This is a genomic window from Clostridiaceae bacterium HFYG-1003, from assembly GCA_024579835.1.
GTDB lineage: Bacteria > Bacillota > Clostridia > Clostridiales > Clostridiaceae > JG1575.
The window spans coordinates 781,329-806,618 of record CP102060.1 but is presented as its reverse complement, the minus strand read 5'-3'; the positions used below and the strand labels follow the sequence as shown (position 1 = coordinate 806,618).

The 25,290-nt window shown below is 53.5% G+C and carries 23 protein-coding genes; 2 read left to right on the top strand and 21 right to left on the bottom strand.

The genetic code is table 11. The features are described from left to right. Positions 1-109 precede the first annotated feature (109 nt). The 4 genes from acpP to NQU17_03810 form a co-directional block, all read right to left on the bottom strand. Complete coding sequence (acpP, locus tag NQU17_03825) at positions 110-343, bottom strand: acyl carrier protein (protein UUM12701.1); 234 nt, start codon at positions 341-343, stop codon at positions 110-112. A 90-nt stretch (positions 344-433) separates the two neighbouring features. Continuing rightward, the gene (gene plsX, locus NQU17_03820) at positions 434-1,438 is read right to left on the bottom strand and encodes a phosphate acyltransferase PlsX (protein UUM12700.1); all 1,005 of its coding nucleotides are present in this window, start codon (positions 1,436-1,438) and stop codon (positions 434-436) included. Positions 1,439-1,560: 122 nt separating this feature from the next. After that, complete coding sequence (rpmF, locus tag NQU17_03815) at positions 1,561-1,749, bottom strand: 50S ribosomal protein L32 (GenBank protein UUM12699.1); 189 nt, start codon at positions 1,747-1,749, stop codon at positions 1,561-1,563. 3 nt (positions 1,750-1,752) lie between these two features. Then, positions 1,753-2,256, bottom strand: a complete 504-nt coding sequence (locus NQU17_03810; GenBank protein ID UUM12698.1) for a DUF177 domain-containing protein — start codon at positions 2,254-2,256, stop codon at positions 1,753-1,755. A 500-nt stretch (positions 2,257-2,756) separates the two neighbouring features. Here NQU17_03810 and NQU17_03805 point away from each other — a divergent pair, with 500 nt between their 5' ends. Continuing rightward, a complete protein-coding gene (locus NQU17_03805) occupies positions 2,757-3,014 on the top strand; it encodes a hypothetical protein (protein UUM12697.1) in 258 nt (85 codons plus the stop codon). A gap of 358 nt (positions 3,015-3,372) precedes the next feature. On the opposite strand, the gene NQU17_03800 is transcribed toward NQU17_03805, so the two are convergent. From NQU17_03800 to pta, 9 genes are all read right to left on the bottom strand, one after another. After that, positions 3,373-4,170, bottom strand: coding sequence for a hypothetical protein (locus NQU17_03800; GenBank protein UUM12696.1), 798 nt, complete (start codon positions 4,168-4,170; stop codon positions 3,373-3,375). Continuing rightward, a complete protein-coding gene (locus tag NQU17_03795; protein UUM12695.1) occupies positions 4,167-4,856 on the bottom strand; it encodes an ABC transporter ATP-binding protein in 690 nt (229 codons plus the stop codon). The genes NQU17_03800 and NQU17_03795 overlap by 4 nt, the downstream gene beginning before the upstream one ends. Then, on the bottom strand, positions 4,849-5,223 hold the full coding sequence (locus tag NQU17_03790; GenBank protein ID UUM12694.1) for a GntR family transcriptional regulator: 375 nt from the start codon (positions 5,221-5,223) through the stop codon (positions 4,849-4,851). Before NQU17_03790 ends, NQU17_03795 begins: the two co-directional genes overlap by 8 nt. Before the next feature lie 361 nt (positions 5,224-5,584). Then, positions 5,585-6,862 carry a DUF2220 domain-containing protein gene (locus NQU17_03785; GenBank protein ID UUM12693.1) on the bottom strand — a complete coding sequence of 426 codons (1,278 nt, stop codon included), beginning with the start codon at positions 6,860-6,862 and terminating at the stop codon, positions 5,585-5,587. Beyond that, positions 6,846-10,241: a hypothetical protein gene (locus tag NQU17_03780; GenBank protein ID UUM12692.1), complete on the bottom strand. Its 3,396-nt coding sequence runs from the start codon at positions 10,239-10,241 to the stop codon at positions 6,846-6,848. Before NQU17_03780 ends, NQU17_03785 begins: the two co-directional genes overlap by 17 nt. Continuing rightward, on the bottom strand, positions 10,238-10,900 hold the full coding sequence (locus tag NQU17_03775) for a DUF4194 domain-containing protein (GenBank protein UUM12691.1): 663 nt from the start codon (positions 10,898-10,900) through the stop codon (positions 10,238-10,240). Before NQU17_03775 ends, NQU17_03780 begins: the two co-directional genes overlap by 4 nt. Next, on the bottom strand, positions 10,887-12,497 hold the full coding sequence (locus NQU17_03770) for a DUF5716 family protein (protein UUM12690.1): 1,611 nt from the start codon (positions 12,495-12,497) through the stop codon (positions 10,887-10,889). The genes NQU17_03775 and NQU17_03770 overlap by 14 nt, the downstream gene beginning before the upstream one ends. Before the next feature lie 341 nt (positions 12,498-12,838). Beyond that, positions 12,839-14,044, bottom strand: coding sequence for an acetate kinase (locus tag NQU17_03765; protein ID UUM12689.1), 1,206 nt, complete (start codon positions 14,042-14,044; stop codon positions 12,839-12,841). A gap of 152 nt (positions 14,045-14,196) precedes the next feature. Then, positions 14,197-15,192 carry a phosphate acetyltransferase gene (pta, locus tag NQU17_03760; GenBank protein ID UUM12688.1) on the bottom strand — a complete coding sequence of 332 codons (996 nt, stop codon included), beginning with the start codon at positions 15,190-15,192 and terminating at the stop codon, positions 14,197-14,199. Positions 15,193-15,340: 148 nt separating this feature from the next. On the opposite strand from pta, the gene NQU17_03755 reads away from it, so the two are divergent. After that, positions 15,341-16,543, top strand: coding sequence for a nucleotidyltransferase family protein (locus NQU17_03755; GenBank protein ID UUM12687.1), 1,203 nt, complete (start codon positions 15,341-15,343; stop codon positions 16,541-16,543). A 121-nt stretch (positions 16,544-16,664) separates the two neighbouring features. Here the strand turns inward: NQU17_03755 and NQU17_03750 are convergent, their stop codons facing one another. From NQU17_03750 to NQU17_03715, 8 genes are all read right to left on the bottom strand, one after another. Next, positions 16,665-17,330: a hypothetical protein gene (locus tag NQU17_03750; protein UUM12686.1), complete on the bottom strand. Its 666-nt coding sequence runs from the start codon at positions 17,328-17,330 to the stop codon at positions 16,665-16,667. 103 nt (positions 17,331-17,433) lie between these two features. After that, positions 17,434-17,994, bottom strand: a complete 561-nt coding sequence (locus tag NQU17_03745; protein ID UUM12685.1) for an ATPase — start codon at positions 17,992-17,994, stop codon at positions 17,434-17,436. A gap of 118 nt (positions 17,995-18,112) precedes the next feature. Then, entirely contained in the window at positions 18,113-18,595 is a 483-nt protein-coding gene (gene coaD / locus NQU17_03740) for a pantetheine-phosphate adenylyltransferase (GenBank protein ID UUM12684.1), read from the bottom strand. Then, on the bottom strand, positions 18,595-19,188 hold the full coding sequence (gene rsmD / locus NQU17_03735) for a 16S rRNA (guanine(966)-N(2))-methyltransferase RsmD (protein ID UUM12683.1): 594 nt from the start codon (positions 19,186-19,188) through the stop codon (positions 18,595-18,597). The genes coaD and rsmD overlap by 1 nt, the downstream gene beginning before the upstream one ends. A gap of 258 nt (positions 19,189-19,446) precedes the next feature. Then, entirely contained in the window at positions 19,447-21,531 is a 2,085-nt protein-coding gene (gene recG, locus NQU17_03730; GenBank protein ID UUM13453.1) for an ATP-dependent DNA helicase RecG, read from the bottom strand. A 137-nt stretch (positions 21,532-21,668) separates the two neighbouring features. Further along, positions 21,669-23,333, bottom strand: a complete 1,665-nt coding sequence (locus NQU17_03725; protein ID UUM12682.1) for a DAK2 domain-containing protein — start codon at positions 23,331-23,333, stop codon at positions 21,669-21,671. Positions 23,334-23,341: 8 nt separating this feature from the next. After that, on the bottom strand, positions 23,342-23,689 hold the full coding sequence (locus NQU17_03720; protein ID UUM12681.1) for an Asp23/Gls24 family envelope stress response protein: 348 nt from the start codon (positions 23,687-23,689) through the stop codon (positions 23,342-23,344). Positions 23,690-23,985: 296 nt separating this feature from the next. Further along, a complete protein-coding gene (locus tag NQU17_03715; GenBank protein UUM12680.1) occupies positions 23,986-24,864 on the bottom strand; it encodes a YitT family protein in 879 nt (292 codons plus the stop codon). Between the last annotated feature and the right edge of the window lie 426 nt (positions 24,865-25,290).

Below are 25,290 nucleotides of genomic sequence, written 5' to 3'. Positions count from 1 at the left end.
TCCTCAGCCAAACGTAAGCCTGGCTCAGGAATATACTCGCATTGTCCAACTGTTATTATACCAAAAAAGCTGCACCCTTATCGGATGCAGCATCAATCCATACTTAATCTTATTCTTCGCCAACCAGTGTATTGATGTAGTTGACTACATCGCCTACCGACTGAGCTCTTTCAGCTTCCTCGTCGGATACCTGGATATCATATTCCTCTTCAATGGCCATAATCAGTTCGACGATGTCGAGGGAATCTGCCCCTAAATCTTCAAAGGTCGTCTCCATTTTGATCTCGCCCTCGCTGATTCCCAGCTTATCGGCGATGATGTGTTTTACTTTGTCAAATACCATATAAAAAACCTCCACGTCTTTTGTTTCTACGTATTCATTCAATGATTGGTTCTGTCACGCTGATATCACTTGTATCATAATATGGCATCATCAACTCTGCAACTGGTTTTTTTCGATTTCCGCCCGGAAATGGTCGATGAAGCCGGCTTCCTTTACCCGGGCCGCCTGGCGGATCGCGTTTTTGAAAGCCATGGCATCGGATGAGCCGTGCGCCTTGACGACGATGCCATTCAGACCCAGGAAGGCCGACCCTCCGGTCTCGCGGTAATCGTACTGCTTCATCATTTCCTTGAGCGAGGATTTGATCAGGAGTCCACCCAGTTTGCCTCTGGCTGACTTCATAAGCGAGGCCTTGATCAGTTCCAGCATGGTCTTAACCGTTCCCTCGAAGGTCTTCAGGATGGTATTGCCGACAAACCCGTCGCAGACCAGCACCTGGACATCGCCGGTGATGCAGTCCCGCGGCTCCACATTGCCCACAAAGTTCAGAGCCGGGTCACCGGCCAGGAGCTCATAGGCTGCTTTGGTCAGCTCGTTGCCTTTTTCCGCTTCGGCCCCAATGTTGACCAGCCCGATCCGGGGCTTGACATAGCCCAGGATGCTCTCAAAATAGACTTTTCCCATATGGGCGAACTGATGCAGGTTCACCGGCTTGCAGTCCGTATTGGCTCCCACATCGATGACCATGAACCGGCCATTCTTGCCCGGAATCAGCGGCGCCAGCGCCGGCCGGTCGATTCCTTTGATCCGGCCGATGATGAAGAGCCCTCCGGCCAGGAGCGCGCCGGTGGAACCGGCGGAGACCACGCCATCGCAGTCGCCGTCCCGAACCAGTTCAATGGCGCGGCGCAGGGACGAGTCTTTCTTGCGGCGAATGGCCAGAACCGGGCCTTCATCGGTGCCAACCACTTCCGTTGTATGCAGAACGCTGATCTTTGACCGATCCACGTCGTATTTTGCCAGTTCGGCTTCAATGCGGTCGGACGGGCCCGTGATCGTAATGTCCACGCCCAGCTCCTTGACCGCCTCGACACAGCCTTTGACTACTTCAGCTGGCGCATGGTCGCCCCCCATTCCATCTACAGCAAATCTCATGTTCGATTCCTCCTTGCCTTCCAATGTCACTATTCTATCACAGCCAGCGGCTTCTTAACTTTGGTTCATAAAAAAGAAAAAGAACACATGCAAACATGTGCTCTGATCTTTTCCATTCGGAATTAGTTGACATCAACCTTAGCGATGATCTCTTTGCCGTCGTAGTGTCCGCAGTTCTTGCAGACTCTGTGGGAGAGCATCATATCGTGGCAGTTCGGGCATTCGATGATGCTGGGTGCACTGGCTTTGAAAGTCTGAGCTCTTCTTCTGGCTGTTCTTCCTTTAGAGAATCTTCTTGCTGGATTTCCCATTACTTACACCTCCTTGAATAAATCCTTTAATGCGGCGAATCGTTCATTCACCTGTTCCTTATCACAGTCACAGGTTTCTCGATTGAGATTAGCCCCGCATTCCTGACACAGTCCCTTGCAGTCTTCGCTGCAGAGCGGCTGGATCGGCAGACTGGATATTATATCTTGTACGAGGAGGTCCGTCAGATCAACGGTGTCCCCTTCAGATAACGGCATTGTGTCCAGATCGTCATCCGAAACTTGCTGGGCCCAGGTTTCATCGATGGAGAGATCAATCTCCTGCTCGAATTCATCCAGGCAGCGGCTGCAGACCTGCCGGACCTTTGAATGGACATCTACATCCAGTTCAATTTGACCAGGCTGGATTGTAACAGTGCCTTTGACTTGGACCGGTTCAGCGAACGCAGTCCCTTCTTTTTCCAACGACTCAAGGGAAGGAGCATCAAATGAAAAATCCAGTTCTTTGATCACGGCCTTTTTCATTGAGTCGGCAATTGAAATGATCATCTCAATCCCCTTTCCATTTTACGCATAAAAAAGAGTTCCTTTGACGAACAACATTAATAATACCAATAAAGGATAAGAGTGTCAACAATCTGACCCGGCATTTCAGTTGAAATTGACGGAAAAATAACCAGAAATTACCACATGGAATCCGAACGACCCCTGCCCAATTAGCCTGAGTCCACGATCCCCGTCGCTGCATGAACCACGTCAGGGATACTCCGGCTGGATCAGAGGATCGCGCGCGGGAACCCGGCAGCCCCCGTCAGGTTCAGCTTTTTCACCCGCCGGCCCCCTTCCACCTTGCCCTCCGTCCGACCGGGCCACCGAATACTGCCAGACCCTTTACCCGAACAATCCAGCCGCGCCAATGCCCGGGCAAAGAATAGCTTGCAGAAAGAGCCTCGGCCTTGATAAAATGATATCAAGAGAAATCCAACCCATTCAGACAGCGAGAACTGCAGCAATCGCTCTCCCTCCAGGCTTCCTGGAGACCCTGCTGAATGGAGTCAACCCTCACTGCCATCCAGGCCCATGAAGGAGATCCCATGAAACCATCCCACCTGATCCCCGGATTCCTTGTGCTTTCCGGTGCCATCTTTTCCATCGCCGATTATCTGGACCGACTGGGTCACCCCGAATGGAGCGCGTCGCGCAGCGTCGCGCTGCTCTACCTTGGTCTGTCCGTTCTGGTTGCCCTGTTCTATTATATCGTGATCCGCCAGTGGGAGCATCACACGCATCACGATTCCCCGCTTTAGCGGCGACACCCAGGTGACTCCCGCCAGGCCCGGCTTAAGACCGGCCCACGGAGCATCCCATTCCTTCTAAATCAACAGACTCCACCGCCCAGTCAGACAGGACCAGGCAGCGGAGTCTGTTTTTCGTTGATTGCTATCCATGAACCGAACTAGAGCCTACCCAGCAGTGTCGTGAAACTGAACTGATCTTTGTCTTGGGCGAGGCTCCAGCACTCGCTTTGACATTGGGTTTGTATTGGCTGGCATTGGCTTTGGATTGGCTGGCACTGTCTGGCACTAGATAGCACTGGCTTTTTTTCACTGGAACTGTTCCTGACCATCCGCTTGCCGAACCTGTATGAATCCGCTGGATGCTTCGTTATTTTAATTCGGTCTTGTGCTGCAGGAACCAGCTCATGATCAAGAGCGCAGTCAGAGAGACCAGCAGGCTGAACCAGTGCTGGAGGGAAATACCCATCAGGTTGCCCTGGAACAGAGTGATCCGTTCAAACAGCTGCTCTTCCAGGAATCCCAGACCGATGCCTGCCGCTGCGGCAGCCAGGAACGTGATCGGGGTAGCGCCTTTGATGCGGTGGCGCAGGACAGACTGCAGGGTGATGAAAAAGGTAAAGAAGACAGTGCTTATGGTCATTCCCAGGGCAGATCCGATCAGATACCGGCCAAACTCAAGCACCGCGGTGAAGGAGTTGTGGTTCTGCTGGCGCAGGGTTTCCAGAATGGTATTGTCGATTTCAAACCGGATCTGTTCCGGAGCCCCCTGCTTAATCACAAGGAATGTGCCCAGGGCAATCAGGCCGGAAATTATGATTCCAGCCAGAATCAGCAGGAAATAGCTCACATACTTGGCTGTGAGGCGTTTCAGGCCGGACTCAGGAATGTAGGCCTCAAATACGGCGTGAGGGGCATTGAGATCCTTGTGGTAGGATACGATAGAGATCACAAAGGGCGCAAAGAACAGAACCAGCATCAGCATGCCCAGTCCCATGAAACTCACCATGGCGAGGATCTGGGACGGCAGGCTGTCGTCCCAGACCAGGCGCTGACTGCCAAAGTAGCCGCTGATCAGGAAGAAGACGCTCAGCACGGCAATTGCTACCAAAGCCCACTTGGTATTCTTCAGAAGTTTCTTCATTTCATAATTCATTAAACTCATCATTTCCGATAAACCTCCCGGTACAGCTCATCCAGGGAAACCTGACGGTCTGCCCGAATGGCTTCCACATCCCCCATAGCCCGAACCTGTCCATCCCGGATAAAATACACTTCGTCCAGCAGCCGCTCCAGTTCATGGATCAGATGACTGGTGACCAGGATCGTAGACTCCGGCGAGAAGCCGGCGGCAATCAGATCCAGGATCTCTTCCCGGGCCACCGGATCCACGCCTTCCAGCGGTTCATCCAGCACAATCAGCCGGGCGCGGCGCGACACAGCCAGAGCCAGGGCAAACTTGCTCTTCATCCCTTTGCTCAGACGATCAATCCGAAGCGTTGGCTTTAAATCCAGTTCCTGAATCAGCCGCAGGAATTTTTCTTCATCAAAATCCTGGAACATGGAGCGGTAGGTTTCTGACGCCTGAGCGATGGTCATACCCTCCGGCATGAAATCCGTCCGGGTCAGTGCCGATATTCTGGCCTTGCTTTGATGCGACAGCGGCTGGCCATCCAGTTCAATGGTTCCGCCGTCCGCCCGCAGTTCTCCGGTCAAAATGCGCAGCAGTGTCGTTTTGCCCGATCCATTGGGACCGAGCAGGCCGATGACTTTGCCCGGCGCCAGTGTCAGCGTTGCGTCCACCAGGGCCGGCGTCCTCTGGTAGCGTTTTGTCACATTCGAAATGTTAATCATTTTTTTCTCCCCCAATCCATTCTTGCTTAATATCCCGGATGACCTCATCCAGGCCCAGACCCAGCTTTTTCGCCTCGGTGATGAACCTGGCGCGAAGCTTGACGGCTTCTTCCTGCTTCAACCGATCCACCATGAAAGAATCCTCTCGGAGAAACGTTCCGACTCCCCGTTCGGTGTAAGTCAGACCCTCCTTTTCCAGCTCCATGTAAACCCGCTGGACTGTATTGGGATTGACCTTGAATTCTTCCGCGATTTCTCGAACTGACGGCAGTTTGGCGCCCGGAACGAGCTGACCGCAAATCAGACGTCGCTTCAATTCACCAGCGATCTGCTGGTAAATGGGAATTCCATCTAGAAATTGAAACATGGACATGATCCCTTCCTCTCGTCATAGTGTACTATCATAGTAATACACTATGACACTAATTGCAACCCCGCTTTCGAAATATCAGAAAATATTCCCCGCCTCTGAGGATCGTTAGAATCAGGGCCACTCAAAGATGGCTCCCCGCCCAATTTTTGACTTGAGGCAGCTTATGAGAAAAAGATTCCCTGAAGTCTGTACTGTGGAGAAGCTGTTCCAGAGAGAATCGACGGGAGAGAATTGAACGGGAGAAAACTGAACGGGAGAATTCGAGGGGAAGAAAGCAGCGGCAGATTCAGGCAGAGAATTCCGAAGTGATCGAAAAAGCACTCCCCGAGACGATCAGAAAGTGCTTTACGAGAAATTATTCCATTGGATCCATGAGCTGATTTTCCTGTTCCAGACGAATTCTGTAGGCCGCCAGGTATTCAATGCAGTCCTTGCAATCGGTCAACTCTGGTCGCTCCCGCAATGATTGCAGTTTTGCGGCATATTCTTTGGTGGTTGTCTGAGCCAGCGTCTCGAATCGCTGCAGCTCTTCCAGACTCATGCGATACGGCTGAATTCCGGGGTTGATTTCCCGGCGCAGTCGAGCCAGCATGGTAAAACCGCCATAATCAATGTCTCCCCAGTGCAGCCACTCAACCTGAGCCGAGTCCGGGTGATTCTTTGACATGGCCTGGCAAACTGCCTGGAAAAACAGCTTTCGCGCCGGACTGTAGACGCCGCCATGGTAAATGACCAGTTCCACCGGTCTCTTGGAGTCCCGGAGATAGCTGAAGTAATTGGCCCGATTCTCGATGCTGAGGATCCGACGGATCTGAGGCTGAAGTTCCAAAGAACCTGTTTTTAGATCTTCCGCGGACAAACTGGTACCTGCCTTGAGCCCACCAAAGTCCACCCGCTGCGAGCCGCTGATCCATGTCAGTCCGCCGCAGAACTCAAACTGCTCCGGGTAGCGGACAAGCCCCACCTGCCGCAGCAGATCCTCCTCCCGGGCGTCCTCGTCATGCTCCAGATATTGCCGCAGCACCCGAACCAGACGGGATCGGACATTCGTTTCAAACCGCTTGGAGTCCCCCAGAATTTTGACAGAGAAAACCCGCTGTGTCATTTCATCGGCCCCCAGGCCTGCCAGGCCTTTGATAACGGCAAACAGATCCTGCCGATCCTGAGCGTCCTCCGGCACAATTTGCGGCACGCGGCCTTTCTGTTCGATAACCGTCAGGGAATCCTGGCAGTATTCCCGAGCCCAGTCTGATGAGGTGGAAACCTGCTCCAGTTCAAGCAAATCCAGGGACACCTGGAGTAAGATATCTTTTTTGGGCGTGCGTCGGCACAAAGCATAGGCTTCATCCAGCCGTTCCGGCTCCAGCCAGACCTTTGCCAGAATATGGTTCTCCTCTCCCCTCATCCAGCTGAAATGGATCAACCCCTGTCTGGCCAGTGCAGTCACCGCCCGATTGATCTGAATCCGGACCTCGGTCTGCTCGATGTCATACTCCGGAAAGTCGGTGATTCCGCCGTCATAAAATTTCAGGAGAATCCTTCGACTGGATGTCGTTCCGCTTCGATAGGCACTGCTTTTCTCCAGCCGGTCGAGGAGACCGTTTACGATTCGCTGCTCAATCGAGCTCTTCATATACTACCTCCATATGACGGGGATCAAAGGACTGAACGGTGGTGACATGCCCTCTGCGATACACGCACAGGTTGCGGTCAACCAGTGTGGCAATGTCCGCCACTTTGTCCGGCGGGGCGGACAGGATCACCTGGAAATTGAACCGGCGCAGCAGCTGAATGCTCTGGATAATTCGTTCACCGTCCATTTTGGAGAACGCTTCGTCAAACATGATGAGCCGGATGGTGGAATTTGTTTTTTCCCGACCGGATCGATACAGCTGAGCAAAGGATGCCAGCACGGCAATATAGAACGGCGTCTGAGTCTCACCGCCGGACTTTTTCCCCAAGGTTCGCGACAGGCGCTGAATTGTTCCGTCCTTGCCCTCAACCTCCAGGTCAAAGGTCAGGTAAGTTCGATAATCCGTGAATTCGTGAACCTTCTTTTCGTAATCCTGGCCGGACAGGCCGCGCTCGCCGGTGTCCGTCACGATGGCAAACAGGTCGTTGATTTCATCCTTGTACTTGTCATTGAAACTTTGTGACAGCAGACTGTAGCCCCGGCTGAGCATATCGTCCATAATCATATCATAGTACCGCTTGTACTCCGGTCGGGCCACCATGCGGAACCGATAGGCATCTTCCCCGAAGGTCGCCCCTTTGATGGCGTAATTCAGTTCCTCGATCTGCTGTCTGGCACTGGTGATGTTATTTTGCAGGCGGCTTAAAAAATCCTCCTGGAATTGCTCAAAAGCCTTGGTTTTGGCATCCTGAATCCGCTCTTTGAACTCGGGCAGCTTGTTCTCGCTCAGTTCCAGCCACGCATCTTCAAAACTTGTGTTGTCCGGGGATTGAACATCAAAACCCATTTTATACTGATCGTTGTAGCGCCGACGCCGCTCCGTCAGATCATTCCAGGACCCCTCTTTCAGATTTCTGGCTTTGGACAACTCCCGGGGAAAAGCGTTGGCGACTTGGCGCGGGGTACCGCGCTGACTGAGTTCCCGCACATAACGGGGCGCTCCGGTTTGCTCCATCCATTCCGCATCGAAATCTGCCTGCAGCGTCCGGAACTTATGATCCACGGCATCCCTCAGGCCCGGGATGATCAGTTCGCCCGCAGTTGCCGCCGCCTGCTTCAGCCCGCCGATCTGACGCGATAACTCTCTGATCTCCTCGTCCCGAACCTTGATGTCCTGCTCCAGAGAGCGAATCTGAGACTGAATCCGTTCCAGGCTCGATACATCAATCGCGTTTCGTTGTGCCATCAGTTCGTTTCGCCGTTCCAGAGTCTTCGGGAGGTCCCTCATCGCCTGAGCCGATTCGGCAAAACGTTCTACCTCCAACGGTTCCATCCCCTGCAGATGGGCAGGCTCCTCCAACAAGCCCAGAATTCCGTGACAAAGGGCTCGCTCGGCTTTGAGTTCTGACAGTTCCTGGCGCAGGGTCTCCAGCCGATGCAGGATGGCAGCGCGGCCGATGGCCGGCTTGCGCCAGCGCTCGGGCGACAGTGCGCGGACGACGTAGCCGGAATAGAGCATGCATTGCGGTGTAATGGCGGTAGCGTGCTGGCGCAGCTCTTCGACCTGTTCGCTTTTATGAACCCTTCCCAGCACATGGTTCAGGAATGCCCTGGCCTGCTCGTCCTCCGTAATGATTTCTTCAGCCAGGGAGCCCGTTTCGGGCGGAGTCGACTGACGCATCAGTTTCGCCGAATCAATGATCCCGGCGCCGTATAATTTCTGCTGATCTCTGACCTGATCATACACTCGAGCGGCTTCCTGGAAATGATCCGGGGGAACCAGCAGGTAATATTTCTGACTGTGCAGAAACCCTTCCACGGCATTGCGCCACTTTTCATCTTTTAAATCAGCCACCTCCGCCAGGATCCGAACATTCGGCTCGGTTCGAGTGACGACCCGCAAGCGGGAGGCGATGGCTTCCTTCAAATCCAGCGTTTCTTTCGGGAAAGGAAAAATACCGCTCTGCAGCGACTTTAGTTCAGCATCCATTTGAGCCAACTGTTGATCCTGCTCATCCAAAAGATCCTTCAGACGATCCTGCAGACTGCGAATCTGCTGCTGAATTGAGGTGATGGCTTCTGCCAGTTCCGTCAGATGATGCCGCTCCATTTGCCGGAACTCTTCCGGCAGGAGCTGCCGGATCGGCCGAACCTGCTCCGTCAGCTGCTGAGCCAGTCCGGCGGTATCCGTCAGGCGCTGAGCGATCAGCGGCGGGAATGAACTAAAATCCATCTCCCTGAGAGCCAGGGCAATCCGATGGGACGCATTGCCCCATAACTCGGCCAGGCGGCGCAGATTGTTGACCGATTGCTCACCTCGAAGCCTGATGGTACGAATCTCCTCTTCGACCTGAGCAATCTGGCCATCCAGCCGCTCCAGCAGCTGGGTAACCCGATCTGATACTTGCCGTGCGACCAGCTCATCCCGATCCAGACGCAGCTGCTGTATTTCCTGGTTGAGTAGTTCTTCCCGGATCAGACATTCAGCCAGGGTCTGTCGGGTCTGAGCGAGGCGGGTTTCCTCCTGAGTCAGGGATTCCATGCTGCACTCCAGCTCTCCGCGCTGAATCAGATAAGAATACATCTGTTCGCTTTCCCGATATTTCTCAAAATCCTGATGGGCGGTGACAACCGCTTCCAAGTGCTGTGTCTTCTCCGTCAGAATCAGAGATTCTTCTTCCAGCTGCCGATAGCTCCGAATGTTTTCCTGCATATGGCTGATATCCACCGGCAGCTGATCATCGCAAACAAACTCGGTGATGAATTTCTGCAGATCGACGTCGGGATTGAAAGACACCGCCTTTTTCAGCAACGCGCCAAACCGGCCCTTCAAACCGCCCAGTCTTCCGTAGAGCTTTTCTCGAAAGGTCTTGCCGGTGTCGGTGGTATCAAAGTTCCCGTCATACTCCTGACGAAGGAATCCCCGCAGACGGGTGATATCCATGGGAACCTGATCCCTTAAAAATCCGCCTTCATCCAGGGGACCCTCGTAGGAAAAGAACATTTTCTGGATATCAGACTCTGCATAAACATCAAAAACGGCGCCCGCGGTAAAGTCCCGATCTTTCTCTTCATCATGAAATTCCAGGACGATGTAACTGGTAAACCGGCCATCGCGCAGATACCGAAAGCCGGACTGTTCGTCATCGCCCAGCTCTCCCATCAAATAACCTTTTAAATTCCGGTTGGTGCGGCCGCCCGCTGATTTATTAAAGAACGATCCGGAAAAATCACCCAGCAGCACCAGCTGGAGGGCATCAATCAGCGTGGATTTTCCGGAAGCATTCTGACCGGTCAAAAAATTGAGCTGATCAAATTCCACCAGCTGGTAATCAAAATAATGCCAGTGGATGAGCAGGAGTTTTTTCAGCTGTTTCATTCCTCTTCTCCTTGTGCCGGATCCATCGCGGCCTCTGTGCCGGTTTGAACTTCCTGTCTTAACTCTTCCAGTTCCCGAACGATGTTGTTGATTTCATGATTGGGTAGAATCACCAGAATGGACGGCAGAATCAGGATGCTGTTCCCCTCCGCCGACCAGGCGGTTGCTTCGAGTTTCTGAATGATATTAAAATGGGACAGCGTACGCTGCGCCTCCATTCTCTCCTTCTGGGTGGAACGTCCTTTGGACAGAAGGCCCAGACTCCTCATCTTCTCCACCACCGTCCCGGTATCCGTTCGGACATGATTCAGCTGGTCCCCCAGTTCCCGGCCTTCTTCGAACATCAGGCGGCAGGTATACAGAAAAAGCGTAGTGAACCGGTCAAGGCGCAGGCGATTCTGATCAAATTCGCTGGTCAGGGAGACAATGCCGTAGGTATCGTCTTTGTCCAGACGCCAGCCGGCCACCGCGAAATATTCCTGAAACAGTTCAAAGTGACGACTTACCAGCCGATAATCATTGCCCGGTTCCAGCCATTGCTTGTCCGGCCGGTATACATCCCGAACCAGATAGGTGTGAGAAAACAGGTAATTGACCAGTCGCCGAAACTCGGCTTTATCCGTGCTGTTTAAATTGTCATAGCGTTCATTCCACTTCATGGTCAGACTCCTTGTTCATGGCTTCGATCAGATCAAAACCGCTGATCTGGTCATTGCTTCGATTAACGGCGTTGGATTGAGACTGTCCGGTGCCGGATTTCGTCCTTTGACTGCGGATCCCGGATTTTTTTCTCTGGCTGGCATTGGAACGCCCATCCCTCCAGGGATCACTAACTTCCAGTTCGCTCTGCGGCAGTCTGATTTTTGGATCCTGAGTTTTCTGCTGAATCGTCAGATCCGGAATCCAGTAGCCGTTGCGCAGGATCCGCCCCTCTCCGGGAACGATGGTGTAGGGCATCCGGGGGTCCTGATGTCGGATCACCGCAAGAATCAGCAGAATGAATTCTTCATCAGACTCCAGCGGCAGATCCGCCGCGCGAATCATCGGACCGGCTTTTTCAAACAGATCTTCCACAAACCGGCGGATTCTTGCGACAGGGTACGCGGTTTTCATCTGGTCGAGCAGAAAAGCTTGAGCCATGCCAGAGAGCGGATCTTCCGTGTCAACCGGCAAAGCCGGACGAACAACTCGCCGCGCCCGGATCGTTTTATGATAGATCGAGCTGGCATCCAGCGATTCCTGCCGCGAAGCCTGAATCCCTCGCTCCAGCCGATCCAGAACCCGATCCTGCTCCGAGCCGTCTGCAGCAGCCACTGTCTTTAAAATTTGAGCCAGTTTTCCCCGAATGGACTGATCGGCAGTCATCAGATAGCGGATCTTTTCCACTGAACTTTTGGTATAGCTGCTGTTCTTTCGGTCGATCTCATTGATGAGCCGGTCCATGCCGGAGTAGGATCCGGCCACATAGTCCAGAGCCGTCAGAACTTCCTGGCGGGCCGCCTCTTCTGAGTCGAGCTGACGCAGAGACATCGCCCGGGCAACCATAGCCTCGACGAACTGCTCTTCCCGGCTGATGGAAGCAATCAGTTCCTGAATCGGACCCATATAGCGATACACTGAGTCCAACGTCTTGATCGGATGGTAGTATCGATCCGATAACCGGCGAAATTCCATGAAGTGCTCTGTCAGTAAGGTGTTGACATCCTGGACCTGAACAATGCCGCGCAGAAAACGCCGGATTCCATGATAGAGCTTGCGCATAGAATGCTGCAGCCGCTCCGTGTTGGCTCTGGCCGACTGCACTGCCTCATACAGGTGTTCCTGATCCGCTTCCATGGCCTGTTTTAACCCCGAGAAGGTGGCAAACACCATGGAGGAATACTCTTCCGATTCTTCCGATCCCAGTTCGCTTAACAGCTTGATGACTGGAACGGCATAAGGTTGGAGCGAAATAATTTCGATGAAGGAGTTCTCAATAAATTCTCGCTCTATCCAGCCCGTCCGGGTCAGCCGTTCCATAATCAGGCGAGCCTTCCCGCTGACCGATAAAGCGCCCTGCGGTTCATCATCGGACTCCAACTCAAATTGGCGGTCTTCCAGCAGAAAAATGAGGGACGACAAATAATCCTCCACTTTGATGTTCAACTTTTCCTTGAACTCCTCATGCAGGATCATCAGTGCGTCAACATAGATCTCCCGATTGGGCGAGACCAGAATCGAAAAAAAATTAGCAGGGACAATCTCAAAAAGCTTCATAAAATTTATCTCCGGATTCCATCGAGCCAAGTCATGGAAATCTGTAAATTAGTTCTTCTATCATCTTATCAAATCCAGCAGACAATCACCATTCAGAATCGGGCCAGGAGGATCTGCCATGAACGGCTTTAATCCGTTTTAAATCCGCCTTGATCCGCTTTAATTGGCTTGATCAGATTGATCTGATTGATCCGGTTTATTCAGCTGACCCGGGTGAGCCGGGTGAACTGCGAAATCGGTTATTTGCTGAACATGATGAATCGGCACTTCGATTCTGAAAACTGGAAAAGCGGATCGATCCGCAGTGGATCGACCCGCTTATTCCTGAATGACGGACAGGCTTAGTGTTTGGCTTCCTGCACCAGAACTTTGGTGTCGCGGGCAATCATGAGCTCTTCATTGGTCGGGATGACCATGAGCTTCACTCTGGAATTGTCCGAGGAGAAGATGACTTCCTTGCCGCGGACATTGTCCTTGGCCAGATCCACTTCAAAGCCGAGGAATTCGAGTCCCTTGAGGATCTCTTCCCGGGCCATCGGGGAATTTTCTCCCAGTCCGGCCGTAAAGACGATGGCGTCAATTCCGCCCATGGCTGCTGCATAGGAGCCGATGTACTTTCTGACCCGGTAGTGGAACATATCCAGAGCCAGCTGAGCGCGCTTGTTGCCTTCGGCAGCGGCTTTTTCCAGGTCACGGAAGTCGGAGGAAACACCGGAAACACCAAGGACTCCGGACTTTTTGTTCATCAGGTTGTCAACTGCTTTCGCGTCCCAGCCTTTTTCAGACATCAGGTAGGTAACGATGGCCGGATCCATATCTCCGGTACGGGTTCCCATAACCAGACCTGCCAGAGGGGTAAAGCCCATGGAGGTGTCAATGGCCTTGCCGTGCTTGACCGCGGTGACGGAGGATCCGTTGCCCAGGTGGCAGGTAACGATCTTCATGTCTTCAATGTTGCGGTTGAGCATTTCAGCAGCCCGGTTGGCCACATACTTGTGGGATGTGCCGTGGAAGCCGTAACGGCGGATCTTGTCCGATTCATACAGTTCGTAGGGAATGGCATACATGTAAGCTACTGGATCCATGGTCTGATGGAAGGAGGTGTCAAACACGGCGGTCATCGGTGTGTGCGGCATCAGTTCGCGGCAGGCGCGGATACCGATCAGAGCCGGCGGGTTGTGCAGCGGAGCCAGCTTGGAAACTTCCTTGAGCTCTTCCATCAGCTGATCATCGAGCAGTACGGAGCTGGAGTATTTTTCTCCGCCGTGTACGATCCGGTGTCCGACTGCGGTGATTTCATCGACGTTCTTGATCACGCCGACCACTGGATCGACCAGCGCATCCAGCACCAGCTGAATTGCGATCTTGTGATCGGGCATTTCTGTCTGGATCACATGTTTGTCTTTGCCTTCCGGCCGATGGGTCAGAAGCGATCCCTCGATGCCAATGCGCTCTACCAGGCCTTTGGCCAGAACGGCTTCGTTGGACATGTCATAAAGCTGATACTTTAATGAGGAGGATCCGGCGTTGATAACTAAAACTTTCATATTTACTACCCCTGTTCTCTATAATATTTTTTTGAAGTTAATCTTTTGTTTGAGTTGTTTCCCGATGGTCGAGATGTGTCCCGCTCACACGCTGCAATATCTGCGATATCAGCTATTCTTGCGACGGTGTAATATCTGGTTTGTTTGCGTGATTATCTGGTCTGAGCCTGTACCGCGGTTACTGCCACAACATTGACGATGTCTTCGGCGCTGCAGCCTCTGGAGAGGTCATTGATGGGACGGGCAAAGCCCTGACAGATCGGGCCGATGGCTTCGGCACCGGCAAACCGCTGTACCAGCTTGTAGCCGATATTGCCGGACTGAAGATCCGGGAATACCAGGACGTTGGCTGCACCGGCCACTTCCGAGCCGGGTGCTTTCTGAGCGGCTACCTTGGCAACCAGGGCGGCATCCGCCTGAAGTTCCCCGTCGATTTTCAGATCCGGGCGCTGCTCATTGGCTTTTTTCACAGCGTTCTGCACCTTGGTTACTACTTCATGTTCAGCTGAACCCTTCGTGGAGAATGACAGCATGGCTACTTTCGGATCAAAGCCCATCAGATGTCTGGCGGTATCCGCTGTCGAGATGGCGATGGAAGCCAGCTGGTCCTCATCGGGCATCGGGTTGACCGCGCAGTCGGCAAACAGCAGCGTGCCGTTGTCGCCAAATGCTGAATTGGTTTCCATGATGAAGAAGGAGGAAACCACGGATACTCCCGGGGCAGTCTTAACGATCTGCAGACCCGGCCGCAGAAGGTCGCCTGTAGTGTGAATGGCTCCGGAGACCATGCCGTCCGCGTCATTGCGCTTGACCATCATGGTTCCGTAGTACATCGGATCCTTCATGATTTCGGCAGCCTGTTCCGGCGTGACCCCTTTCTTCTTGCGCAGTTCGTAAAACTCATTGGCGTATTCTTCGAAATTCTCGGCCGTCAGAGGATCGATGATCCGACATCCGGAGATATCCAGAGAAAGGTCAGACGCTTTGGCCCGTACCTTCGCTTCATTGCCCAACAGGACAATATGTGCAATGCCGTCCCGAGTAATCTCAGCTGCCGCCGTCAGATTCCGTTCTTCCTCGCCTTCTGGCAGGACGATGGTTCTGACATCGGCTTTGGCCTGGTTTTTCATCTTTGTCATGAAATCCATGGTAGTATTCTCCTTTTTTTACGACTTGGCTGAACCAGTCGCCGCATACTATTTCTATCTTATATATTAACGTATTTGATTGCATATTATCAAGGTTTGCTGTAACTTAAAATAACAGAAGAAACGAAAGAATAGAACAGGTGAAGCCATGAAGACTGTTTTCATCATCAGCGAATACAATCCCTTTCACAAAGGACACAGCTACCAAATCCGCCGGATTCGGGAAGAAATGGCTCCGGATAACGTCGTCAGCATCATGAGCGGGCATTTTGTCCAGCGCGGCGCACCGGCTATCCTGGACAAGTTCAATCGGGCCCGGCTGGCTCTCACGGGAGGCTGTGACCTGGTCGTGGAACTGCCGGCGGTCTATGCCACATCCTCTGCGGAATTTTTCGCCCGGGGCGGCGTTGCCATTGCCCAGGGGCTGGATCCTGCCGGCATCCTGAGTTTTGGGTCGGAGTCCGGCAATCTGACACAAATTGAGACAGTTGCCCGTCTGCTCACAGAAAATAAAGAATCCATGGAAGTCCATCTGAAAGAGCTGCTGGCTCAGGGTTTGACTTATCCCAGGGCCAGAGCCCTGGCATTGAGTCAGCTCAGCGGATCACCCGGTCTGGAGAGCGCCATGGAATCCCCCAATGATATTCTGGCCGTAGAATACGTCCGGGCCGCACAGGAGATGGGCTCCAGCCTGAATTTCCATACAATCCGCCGTCAGGGTCTGGGCTATCACGCCACCAGCCTGGAAACAGGACAGTTCCCATCAGCCACCGCACTGCGCCAGGCTCTGCTGGCCGGTAACACCGGCCAGACACTGGCCGGACTACCCGCAGAGATCGCCGCCCTCTTTGCCGGACTCAGCGACGAGCTCCTTTTGGACGAAGACCGCTTGAAACTGATTCTGCGCTATCGACTCAGCCTGTTTCCCCAGGCCATTGAGTCGCTCCCGGAAGCCCGAAACGGGGTTGGGGAGCGCATCGCCAATCAGGCTCCGCTTCTGAACGACCAGTCCATTCAGGACTTTGCCCTGGCCATGAAAACCCGGCGCCTCACCTACACCCGAATTCGCCGGCTGCTGCTCCACCTTGCCCTTGGCTTTGACAGCCTGAATTACGACCAGCGGCGCAGGCAGCTGCCAAGCTACACCCGAATTCTGGCGCTGAACCGCCAGGGTGCCCGGTTTCTGGCACAGACCCGCAAGACCCGCACCATCCAGGCAATTCAAAGTGCCACGGAAGTATCAGAAGCCGACTTCCTCCCGGATCTCATGGCTGCCCGCCTCTACAGCCTGCTTTCCCCCACCCTGGCTCCGAATTCTGATTATACTCATCCCCTGCGGATCCAGGATTAAGGATTAAGGATTAAGGATCAGAAAAAAGCGAATCAACATAAAAAGAAGACATCCCGCCCTCTGCCGGTTCAAGTTGTTCCGGCGAAGTGGCAGGGTGTCTTTTTTGCGCTTGGTCCAGGCTCTATTTCGCGGACTGACGCGCCAGGTAGTCTTTGACTAAGGACAGCCCGAGGTACTGGTGGGTGATCCGGGAGGGACCAAAACCAGTGACAGAAAAGGCCAGCTTAACAAAAAAGCCCATGGAAAGGGCGGTAATTACGGTACCAAGCCCCACTGGGCCGCCCAGAATGAATCCCAGAAGCGTGACGATGATCTCGATGGCATTGCGGATGAGGGCCACATCTTTCCCCGTGACTTTCGTCAGGGCCAGCATCATGCCGTCGCGGGGACCTGCTCCCAGGCCCACCGAAATATAAATTGCCGTGGCAAAGCCGATGATGGCAAGACCCGCCAGCATCATGGGAATTCCGGTGAGATAGCTCTGACTTTTCGGGATCAGCGGCAGCACTACATCGAGAATGATGCCGATCATGACGGCATTGGCGATGGTGGCAAAGCCGATGCGTTCCTTCCACAAACTGTTGAATAAAAGGATGACAATGCCTACCAGCGTGGACACGGTGCCAAAGGACAAACCGGTGTGGTTTGAGATTCCCTGATGCAGGACATCCCAGGGGGAGAAGCCAATACTGGCGCGAACCGTGACAGAAATTCCCACCGCGTAGAGGGTCAGGCCCACTGCCAGTACCAGGAGCCGGAGCGGAAGAGCGCGTTTGCTAAAGTCCATTTGGATCATCCTTTATCGTTGGATTTGGTCATAATGCAGAGGAAACCCGCGGTTCGGCGGGTTTGAACTGATCAATGGGGATCATTCGGCTTTGTCGGCCGTATTATTTCATGGTGGACAGTTCCTGGATATTCTCCCGGACCGTCTGGGTCGTTGAATCAATGGACTGGCGATAACCGGTCACAAAATCCTCCATATCTTTCTTAAAGGCTACCATGGCGTCATTGGACCGCAGCTGGAGCTCCTTTTCCAAATCAGACAGGAGGCTGTATGCGTAATCCCGGGCAGCCAGGCGCATGTTCTTGGCTTCGGTCTGGGCCTTGGAGACGATCTCGCGCGCCTTATCCTCCGCTGCCCGGACAATGGTGTGCTCATTGACCTGGCTGCGCATGATTTCCTCCGCTTCCATTTTGATGCGGTTGTACTCGTTGTTGGCATCATCCAGAATCCGGTCCTTTTCGGCAATGACATACTGAGCCGTGTTGAAGTCCGCCGGCACGCTCTGGATGATCTCGTTGATAATGTCTGTCACAATCTCCTGGTTAACCATGACTTTGCTCGAGAACGGGACCTTGGATGAGCGATCGATTTCATCCTGGAGAATCTCCACCAGCCGGATCAGTTCGATCTTATGTTTTCCCATATCATTTCTTTCAAATTCCATGTCATTCCACCTTATCCTGGCCCGACGGGCTCATCATCCGCCGCGGGCTGATTATTTGATTCTTGCCGGCCCGCCGCTTCGACGAACCGTAATTGATTGCTCTCTTTCCTATTGTACGCTATTTATAATAATTTTGCTTGAGCCGCTCGATAATTGGTCCGGGAACAAATCCTTCCAAGTTGCCGCCAAAGTGCATGACCTGACGTACCAGAGAGGATGACAGATAGGAATAATTCGGACTGGTCATCATCATCAGGGTTTCAATCTGAGGTTCCATGGCCCGATTGGCATTCGCCATCTGCAGTTCGAAGTCAAAATCCGATACGACGCGAAGTCCCCTAATTATAACCCGAGCCCCCGCTTCTTTCAAGAAATTGACTGTGAGGCCAGAGAATCCTCTGACTTCAACGTTGGGCAGATGACTGGTCACCAGCTGGATCATCTCGATCCGTTCCTCAATCGGGAAGAACCCTTTCTTATCGGTATTGATGAGGACCGCCACAATGACTTTGTCAAAAATCGAGGAAGCCCGCTCGATGATGTCCAGATGTCCTAGACTGATCGGATCGAAGGATCCGGGATATACTGCTGTTTGAACCATTATTCTTCCTTTTCTTCGTATTGATAGAATACCAGCGTCGTATTGCCATAGGTTCTCTCCAGAACAATGGACAGGTGCGCGCAGCCGGGGTAAATATCCTCCCGCGTGTCAATCTTGGTCACGATCAGCCCGTCTTTGGTCAGAAGCCCGGATTTGTGGATCTGCTCCACCGCTACGGGGATCATTTCGTTCAGATACGGCGGATCAATGAAGATCAGGTCAAAGGGCTTGCCCTCTGCGCCAAGACGCTTCAGCGCTTCGCGATAGTCCATGTGAAAGGATTTACACTCTTCATTAAACCCCAAGTTTCTTATATTTTCAACCAATAAATCATAGGTTTCGCGGAAGGCATCCACCAGAATGACCTGGCCGGCACCGCGTGATGCCGCTTCCAGTCCCAGAGAGCCCGTCCCCGCGAACAGATCCAGAACCCTGGCCCCTTCGATTTTATACTGAATAATGTTGAACATGGCTTCCTTGACCCGGTCCAGTGTCGGTCGGGTCGCCCGGACTTCCCCGGTTTTGGTGTCACGCCCTTCATTCTGCGGTCCCAGGATCTTGCGACCCCTGGCTTTGCCTGCAATGATTCTCATCGTTATTCCTCCTGGCATTCTATATATGATCCGTCACTTCCTCTGACGGCTTTCGATCCCTCGGCCGATCCCTCGGCCGATCCCTCTGCTGATCCCTTCGCTGATTCGTCAGACTGTGATCCCTCTGCTGATCTGGCTGACTTTGATCCCTCTCCTGATCCGACGGGTTTCGAACCGTCGATTGGTTCGTCAACCTTCGATCTGTCGGTTAATCCGGGTTCCTGTCAATTGCCTTTCGGTCCGGCGACCGGCAGGGGATTAATTCAAGCAGATCAGGTGGATGTTCTCATCCAGTCGGGAGAGGATCTCCTCTTTGATCCGGCGGTGAGCCGGTTCCTCGGAGCGGAAGATACGGGCTGCCCACTTGCTGGCTTCTAGGAACAGATGATAGTCCTGAATGAAGCTGGCCAGGGTCAGTCCGGAGTCCCCGCTCTGGTTGGTGCCGAAAATCGCACCGGTGCCCCGCATCTTCAGGTCCGCCTCGGCGATTTTGAAGCCGTCGTTGGTGGATGTCATAATTTCCAGGCGCTGCCGGGTGTTGTCCGCGTTGGACGCGGCCAGCAGCAGACAGTAAGACTGATAGCTGCCCCGGCCAACCCGGCCGCGCAGCTGATGCAGCTGCGACAATCCGAAGCGCTCGGCATTCTGTACAATCATGACGGAGGCATTGGGCACATTGACCCCCACCTCAATGACGGTGGTGGATACCAGCACGTCAATGTTTCCCGTCTTGAAGGAGTCCATGACGGCTTCTTTTTCTTTGGGTTTCATCCGGCCGTGGATCATGGCCACGGTGTAATCCCGGAACGGACCGGCGGAGAGCTCCTGCGTCAGCTTGCCTACGGAAGTCAGATTCGGGTTGTCATTATCCTCAATCAGCGGACAGACCACGTAGACCTGCCGTCCCTTTTCGATCTCTTTCAAGGCCAGGGCATAGGCCTTTTCCTGGCCGGGACCGGTAAAGCTGCGGGTCAGCACCGGTTCGCGCCCCGGCGGCAGTTCGTCGATGACCGATAAATCCAGGTCCGAATACAGGTGCAGGGCCAACGTCCGCGGAATCGGCGTAGCGCTCATGACCAGGACGTCCACATGGCGGTTTTTGCCGATGAATTTCAGGCGCTGGTTGACGCCGAACCGGTGCTGTTCATCGGTGACCACCAGTCCCAGATTGGGAAAGGCCACATCCTCTTCCAGAATCGCGTGAGTTCCGATGACCACCATGGGGCGGCCGGACGCGATGGCTTCCTTGACCTTCTGCTTTTCCCTGGCTTTGAGCGATCCGACCAGGTAGCGCACCTCAATGCCGAAGGGTTCCAGCATGGTCAGGAAGTCCGCGTAGTGCTGGGCCGCCAGTATTTCAGTAGGTACCATCAGTGCGCCCTGATAGCCGTTTTCCACCACATTGAACAGCCCGGTCAGTGCCACAATGGTCTTGCCCGAGCCGACATCGCCCTGAAGCAGCCGGTTCATGGGCAGATCCTTCTTCTGATCCAGCAGGATCTCCCGGATCGAACGGGACTGGGCCTGGGTCAGTTCGTAGGGCAGGGCTTCCTTGAATTCCCGGAGCCGGGGACTCATGGAAAACACGATGCCTGAATGATCCTTGGCCCGGAGTTCCCGGGCGGCCTGGATTTTCATGGAATAGGCAAACAGTTCCTGGAACTTGAGCCGTTCCAGCGCTTTGTCAAACCGGTCTGATTCCGGATTATGGATCGTCCGGATTGCTTCGTCCAAAGCCGGATAGGCGTAGGCGGCAAGCACTTCCGTCGGGAGATTCTCCGCGATGCGGATATTCGCCAGAACCTGATTCACGAGCTTGCGCAGTAGGTTGTCCGTCAGATCTTCCTTGAGCGGATAGCGGGCAATGATTTTGCCGCCCTCCGGTCCGCCGGTTTCCTCCTCCTTCATCACTTTGGGATTCGTGATGGACAGACCCGAACCCACACGCTTGAATTTCCCGTAGAGGTTCACCGTCTGGCCGGCCGTGAAGCTTTTGGCTGCGTAAGGCATGTTGAAATACATGGCTTTGACCGGCCCGTAAGCTGAGTCAAAGGTCAGCGTCGTCATGGTCTTGCCGGTGCGGGTGCGCACGGGACGCGATGCGCTGAGGTACTGTGCCCGCACCAGGAACTTTTCTTCCGTGTCAAAGGCATGGGGATCCATCTCGCTGATCCGTTCATAGTCTCTGGGAAAATACAGAATCAGATCCATCAGAGATTCAATGCCTGCCCGGTGGAGAAGCTGCGCCGTCTTCTCTCCTACGCCCTTCAGGCTTTTGATGTCGTCATCCAGCTGCATGTTTGCCTCCTTCCATTGGCGCCGACCGAGCGGCGAATGGGTGATGCCCGCGCTCCCCTGGGATCGTCCGGGCTCTGGTTTCTCCTGGAAGCCAGGAACGGCCTCCGCTTGAATATCGGAAAAACCGGGAACAGTCGATTCCCGGTTTTTCTGTGTGTTCGCTTTCCGGTGAAGTCGCCGGTTTATTCGACAGACATGATGAGATAGTACAGCGGCTGCATGCCTGCGTAGCTGATGATCTCAAAGTCCGGATAGGTTTCTTCCAGTCGCGCAACGAATTCCGCCACTTCCTCTTCCCTGGTGTCCTTGCCGTAGTAGACCGAAATGATGGAGGAGTCTTCCGAAATCATCATTTCAATGAGCTTTTCGGCCATGGGATATATTTCGCGTTCCACCAGCTTGATCTTGTTTTCCAGCAGTCCCAGGTAGTCCCCGGCTGAAACCTTCTTGCCTTCGATTTCCGTGTCCCGGACCGCGTAGGTAATCTGCGCCGACTTCACGGAATTCAGGGCATCCTCCATCAACGTCAGATTACGCTCCAGGTTCACTTCCGGATTGAAGGCCGCCAGACAGCCGATCCCCATGGGGATGGTCTTGGTGGGAATGACATGAACGCTCTTTTCGGTCAGATCCAGGCACTGGTTGGCACTTAAAATAATGTTCTTGTTGTTGGGCAGAATGAAGATCTCCTCGGCGTTGAGCTTCTCAACGGCATTGAGGATGTCCTGAGTGGACGGATTCATGGTCTGTCCGCCTTCAATGACATAGTCGCAGCCCAGATCCTCGAAGATCTGCCGCAGGCCCTCCCCGGCAGCTACGGAAATGAACGCGTAAGGTTTTCTCTCCCCGGCTTCTGCAGCCTCAGCTTCTGCCGCGGCCTCCTCGATGAGATTTTCCTTCACGAACTCCGATTCTTCATGCTGATGCAGCGTGCGATTCTGCTCCCGCATGTTCTCGATCTTGATTTTCAGAAGTTCTCCGTGCTTCTGGGCTTCCTGCATGACTTCGCCCGGATTCTCCGTATGAATGTGGATTTTGGTCACATCATCCATGGTGACGAAGACGATGGAGTCGCCGCGCGCCTCCAGATAGCTCTGGAAGTTGGGATCCCGGACTGCTCCGGCTACGATGAATTCCGTACAGTAGCCGAAGGTAATGTCGGTGGGAGCGGCGATGGCGCCGCGGCCTTCGACGGCTCCCGACGGAGTGAGTTCGGAGCGCAGGACTTCCTTGCGGTCGCTGAGCAGAGCTTCGAGCATGCTGCGCAGAATGATGACCAGACCCATGCCGCCTGAATCCACGACCTTGGCTTCCTTCAGCTGCGGCAGCAGATCCGGCGTCTTGTCCAGGGTGTCAGAGGCGACCTGATTGACATAGTCAAGGAGTTCGACGATCGAGTCGGTATCATGCTCCACCGCCTTTTCACCGACCACGCGAATGACCGTCAGAATGGTTCCTTCGGTGGGACGCATGACCGCGCGGTAGGCGGAATTGGCGCCCTCCTTCAGAGCTTCTGCCAGCTGCGGAGCCGTAGCTTCGTCCTTGTGCTCAAAGCCCTTGGCAATGCCCCGGAAGATCTGAGACAGAATGACCCCGGAGTTTCCCCGGGCGCCCATCAGAGCCCCCTTGGCGAAATCGCGGGACATTTTGCCCAGAGACGTTTCGGTGGACGACTTGATGGAATCCACCGCCGAGCGCAGCGTCATGCTCATGTTCGTTCCGGTATCCCCATCCGGGACCGGAAAGACATTCAAAGAGTCCACATAGGCTTTGTTCTCTTCCAGCATGTTGCTGGCATGAACCAGCATATTTAGAAAATGTTGTCCGTCAATTACCGTGTTCTTCATACAGCCTCCTAGAACCTTACGCCTTCGATGTTCACGGTAATGCCGGTCACCTTCAGACCTGTGAAATTTTCTACGTTATATTTGACTTTCTGGATAATGTTATTGGCGATGACGGAAATCTTGGTTCCGTATTCCACCACCACAAACACTTCAATGGTCAGTTCGCCGCCCTTTTGAAGGACTTTGACGCCTTTATTCAAATGCTCGATCTTGATCAGTTCCCAGAGTTCATCACTCGTGTTCTTTGCAGCCATTCCTACAACGCCATAGCATTCCATGGTCGCCATGCCAATGATGTTGGCAATGACATCATCTGAGTAATTGACTTTGCCAATTTCAGTTGTGTATCCGATCATGTTGTTCCCTCCGGATTCATTTATTGCATCTTTTTGCTTCAGACGGTTTGGAGCATCGGGATCAACGGATCCCTGCCGGCTTCTTTTCATGGTATCTACCTTTTCCTGTGCGATTTTGCGATTAAATACGGTCCTTCATCAGGGGTGGACCCGCCTGAAATCGGGACCAGGAGCTCATGATAAAAACCTATGTATCTTAATAATATTATTATAAAATCGTCGAATTATCAATGAGTCCGCTCAAAGAGGCATCCGGCCGGATCCGCTTTGCGGATGACTGATTCGGGGAACCCGGATTAAAACAGATGCTTGTCGAAGGTTCCCGTCACATCGACCCGTTCCGAGTCAATCATGAATACCTGCGGATCCAGCTCTACCAGCTCTTTCTTCAGATTCCGGAACTCGTATTTGTCCACAATGGTCAGAATCACGTTCTTCCTGGAGCTGGAATAGATGCCGGTGGCTTCCCACTGGGTGACGCCCCGCCCCACCCGGGCATTGATAAACGGTGCAACCTTGGGTGACTCCGATACAATCAGCGCAAACACCTTGACGTTCTGGTAATGTACCCGGTCCAGAACCAGGGAATACACCACGGTAAAGACCACGGAATAGATCAGGATCTCAATGGGAAAGCTGACCGCCACATAGAGCATGACGATGCCTGACACCAGCAGCGATACTTTTCCTACGGAGAAGCCGCGGAATTTCAGGGACAGGTACACCCCGAGAATATCCAGACCGCCGCCTGATCCCCCATGACGCAGGGTAAAGCCGGCACCGAAGCCTGACACCAGTCCGCCAATAACACAGAGTGTCAGCCAGTCATTGATGAGCGGCTGCCCTGCAATGGGAATCACCGCCATGGCAATGGACTGAGCCGTCAGCGTCAGCAGTGTCTTATAAAAGAAACCCTTATGAATGACCCGATAGGTCAGAACCAGAAGCGGAATATTGATCAGAAACAGCAGCGGTCCGGTCATCGCCAGATTCAGATTGCCCAGAGAATTGATAATGGCCTGAACCATCTGCGCGATTCCCGTGATCGTTCCGATATACAGTCCCAGCGGAAACACAAACAGATTCAGACCGGTGGCATAAAGGATGCCCCCCAGCATGGAATAAACCGTCTCCATCAGCACACGTCCCGTAAATTTCTTCTTAATATCCTGCATTTGCTCCATCCCTTCGACATTGAGATCATACCAATCATGTCCTGTACATTGATCCGACTGAGGGTCAGTTTCCCCCGGGCAGAACCTAAACTATACCCCAGAACCCGGTAGTTTTCAAGTCAGCCCATGGGAAATGATCCAGTCTGTCTCAAAGCCATCAATGAAAAAAGGGCATTCCATGGCTCACTGTTCCCGGATGGCAGCTGAGCTGTCCATCCCGTGGTGATTGAGGCATCCTGTCCGGATTCGAGACTCTTCTGGGACTCCTTCGCGACTTACTGATCGAATTGCTGAAAATTTCCCCTTTATAATGTGGTTGATTCAAATTTTTAGGTTGGGTGAACCCGCTTCCTGTGATATAATAACTCCGGCAGGTCCCCTGCCCGGATGGAGTGCCTTGCGGAGCTGCTACATAAATATCAAAAG

Bases quoted from the DNA above. Each gene is read 5' to 3' on its own strand.
- NQU17_03805 (UUM12697.1), top strand. From the start codon at position 2,757: ATGGAGTCAACCCTCACTGCCATCCAGGCCCATGAAGGAGATCCCATG.
- NQU17_03810 (UUM12698.1), bottom strand. From the start codon at position 2,256: ATGATCATTTCAATTGCCGACTCAATGAAAAAGGCCGTGATCAAAGAA.
- NQU17_03795 (UUM12695.1), bottom strand. From the start codon at position 4,856: ATGATTAACATTTCGAATGTGACAAAACGCTACCAGAGGACGCCGGCC.
- NQU17_03785 (UUM12693.1), bottom strand. From the start codon at position 6,862: ATGAAGAGCTCGATTGAGCAGCGAATCGTAAACGGTCTCCTCGACCGG.
- NQU17_03780 (UUM12692.1), bottom strand. From the start codon at position 10,241: ATGAAACAGCTGAAAAAACTCCTGCTCATCCACTGGCATTATTTTGAT.
- pta (UUM12688.1), bottom strand. From the start codon at position 15,192: ATGGATTTCATGACAAAGATGAAAAACCAGGCCAAAGCCGATGTCAGA.
- NQU17_03750 (UUM12686.1), bottom strand. From the start codon at position 17,330: ATGGACTTTAGCAAACGCGCTCTTCCGCTCCGGCTCCTGGTACTGGCA.
- acpP (UUM12701.1), bottom strand. From the start codon at position 343: ATGGTATTTGACAAAGTAAAACACATCATCGCCGATAAGCTGGGAATC.
- NQU17_03790 (UUM12694.1), bottom strand. From the start codon at position 5,223: ATGTTTCAATTTCTAGATGGAATTCCCATTTACCAGCAGATCGCTGGT.
- NQU17_03720 (UUM12681.1), bottom strand. From the start codon at position 23,689: ATGATCGGATACACAACTGAAATTGGCAAAGTCAATTACTCAGATGAT.
- NQU17_03755 (UUM12687.1), top strand. From the start codon at position 15,341: ATGAAGACTGTTTTCATCATCAGCGAATACAATCCCTTTCACAAAGGA.
- NQU17_03775 (UUM12691.1), bottom strand. From the start codon at position 10,900: ATGAAGTGGAATGAACGCTATGACAATTTAAACAGCACGGATAAAGCC.
- NQU17_03800 (UUM12696.1), bottom strand. From the start codon at position 4,170: ATGATGAGTTTAATGAATTATGAAATGAAGAAACTTCTGAAGAATACC.
- NQU17_03770 (UUM12690.1), bottom strand. From the start codon at position 12,497: ATGAAGCTTTTTGAGATTGTCCCTGCTAATTTTTTTTCGATTCTGGTC.
- plsX (UUM12700.1), bottom strand. From the start codon at position 1,438: ATGAGATTTGCTGTAGATGGAATGGGGGGCGACCATGCGCCAGCTGAA.
- rpmF (UUM12699.1), bottom strand. From the start codon at position 1,749: ATGGGAAATCCAGCAAGAAGATTCTCTAAAGGAAGAACAGCCAGAAGA.
- NQU17_03725 (UUM12682.1), bottom strand. From the start codon at position 23,333: ATGAAGAACACGGTAATTGACGGACAACATTTTCTAAATATGCTGGTT.
- coaD (UUM12684.1), bottom strand. From the start codon at position 18,595: ATGGTTCAAACAGCAGTATATCCCGGATCCTTCGATCCGATCAGTCTA.
- NQU17_03765 (UUM12689.1), bottom strand. From the start codon at position 14,044: ATGAAAGTTTTAGTTATCAACGCCGGATCCTCCTCATTAAAGTATCAG.
- NQU17_03745 (UUM12685.1), bottom strand. From the start codon at position 17,994: ATGGAATTTGAAAGAAATGATATGGGAAAACATAAGATCGAACTGATC.
- NQU17_03715 (UUM12680.1), bottom strand. From the start codon at position 24,864: ATGCAGGATATTAAGAAGAAATTTACGGGACGTGTGCTGATGGAGACG.
- rsmD (UUM12683.1), bottom strand. From the start codon at position 19,188: ATGAGAATCATTGCAGGCAAAGCCAGGGGTCGCAAGATCCTGGGACCG.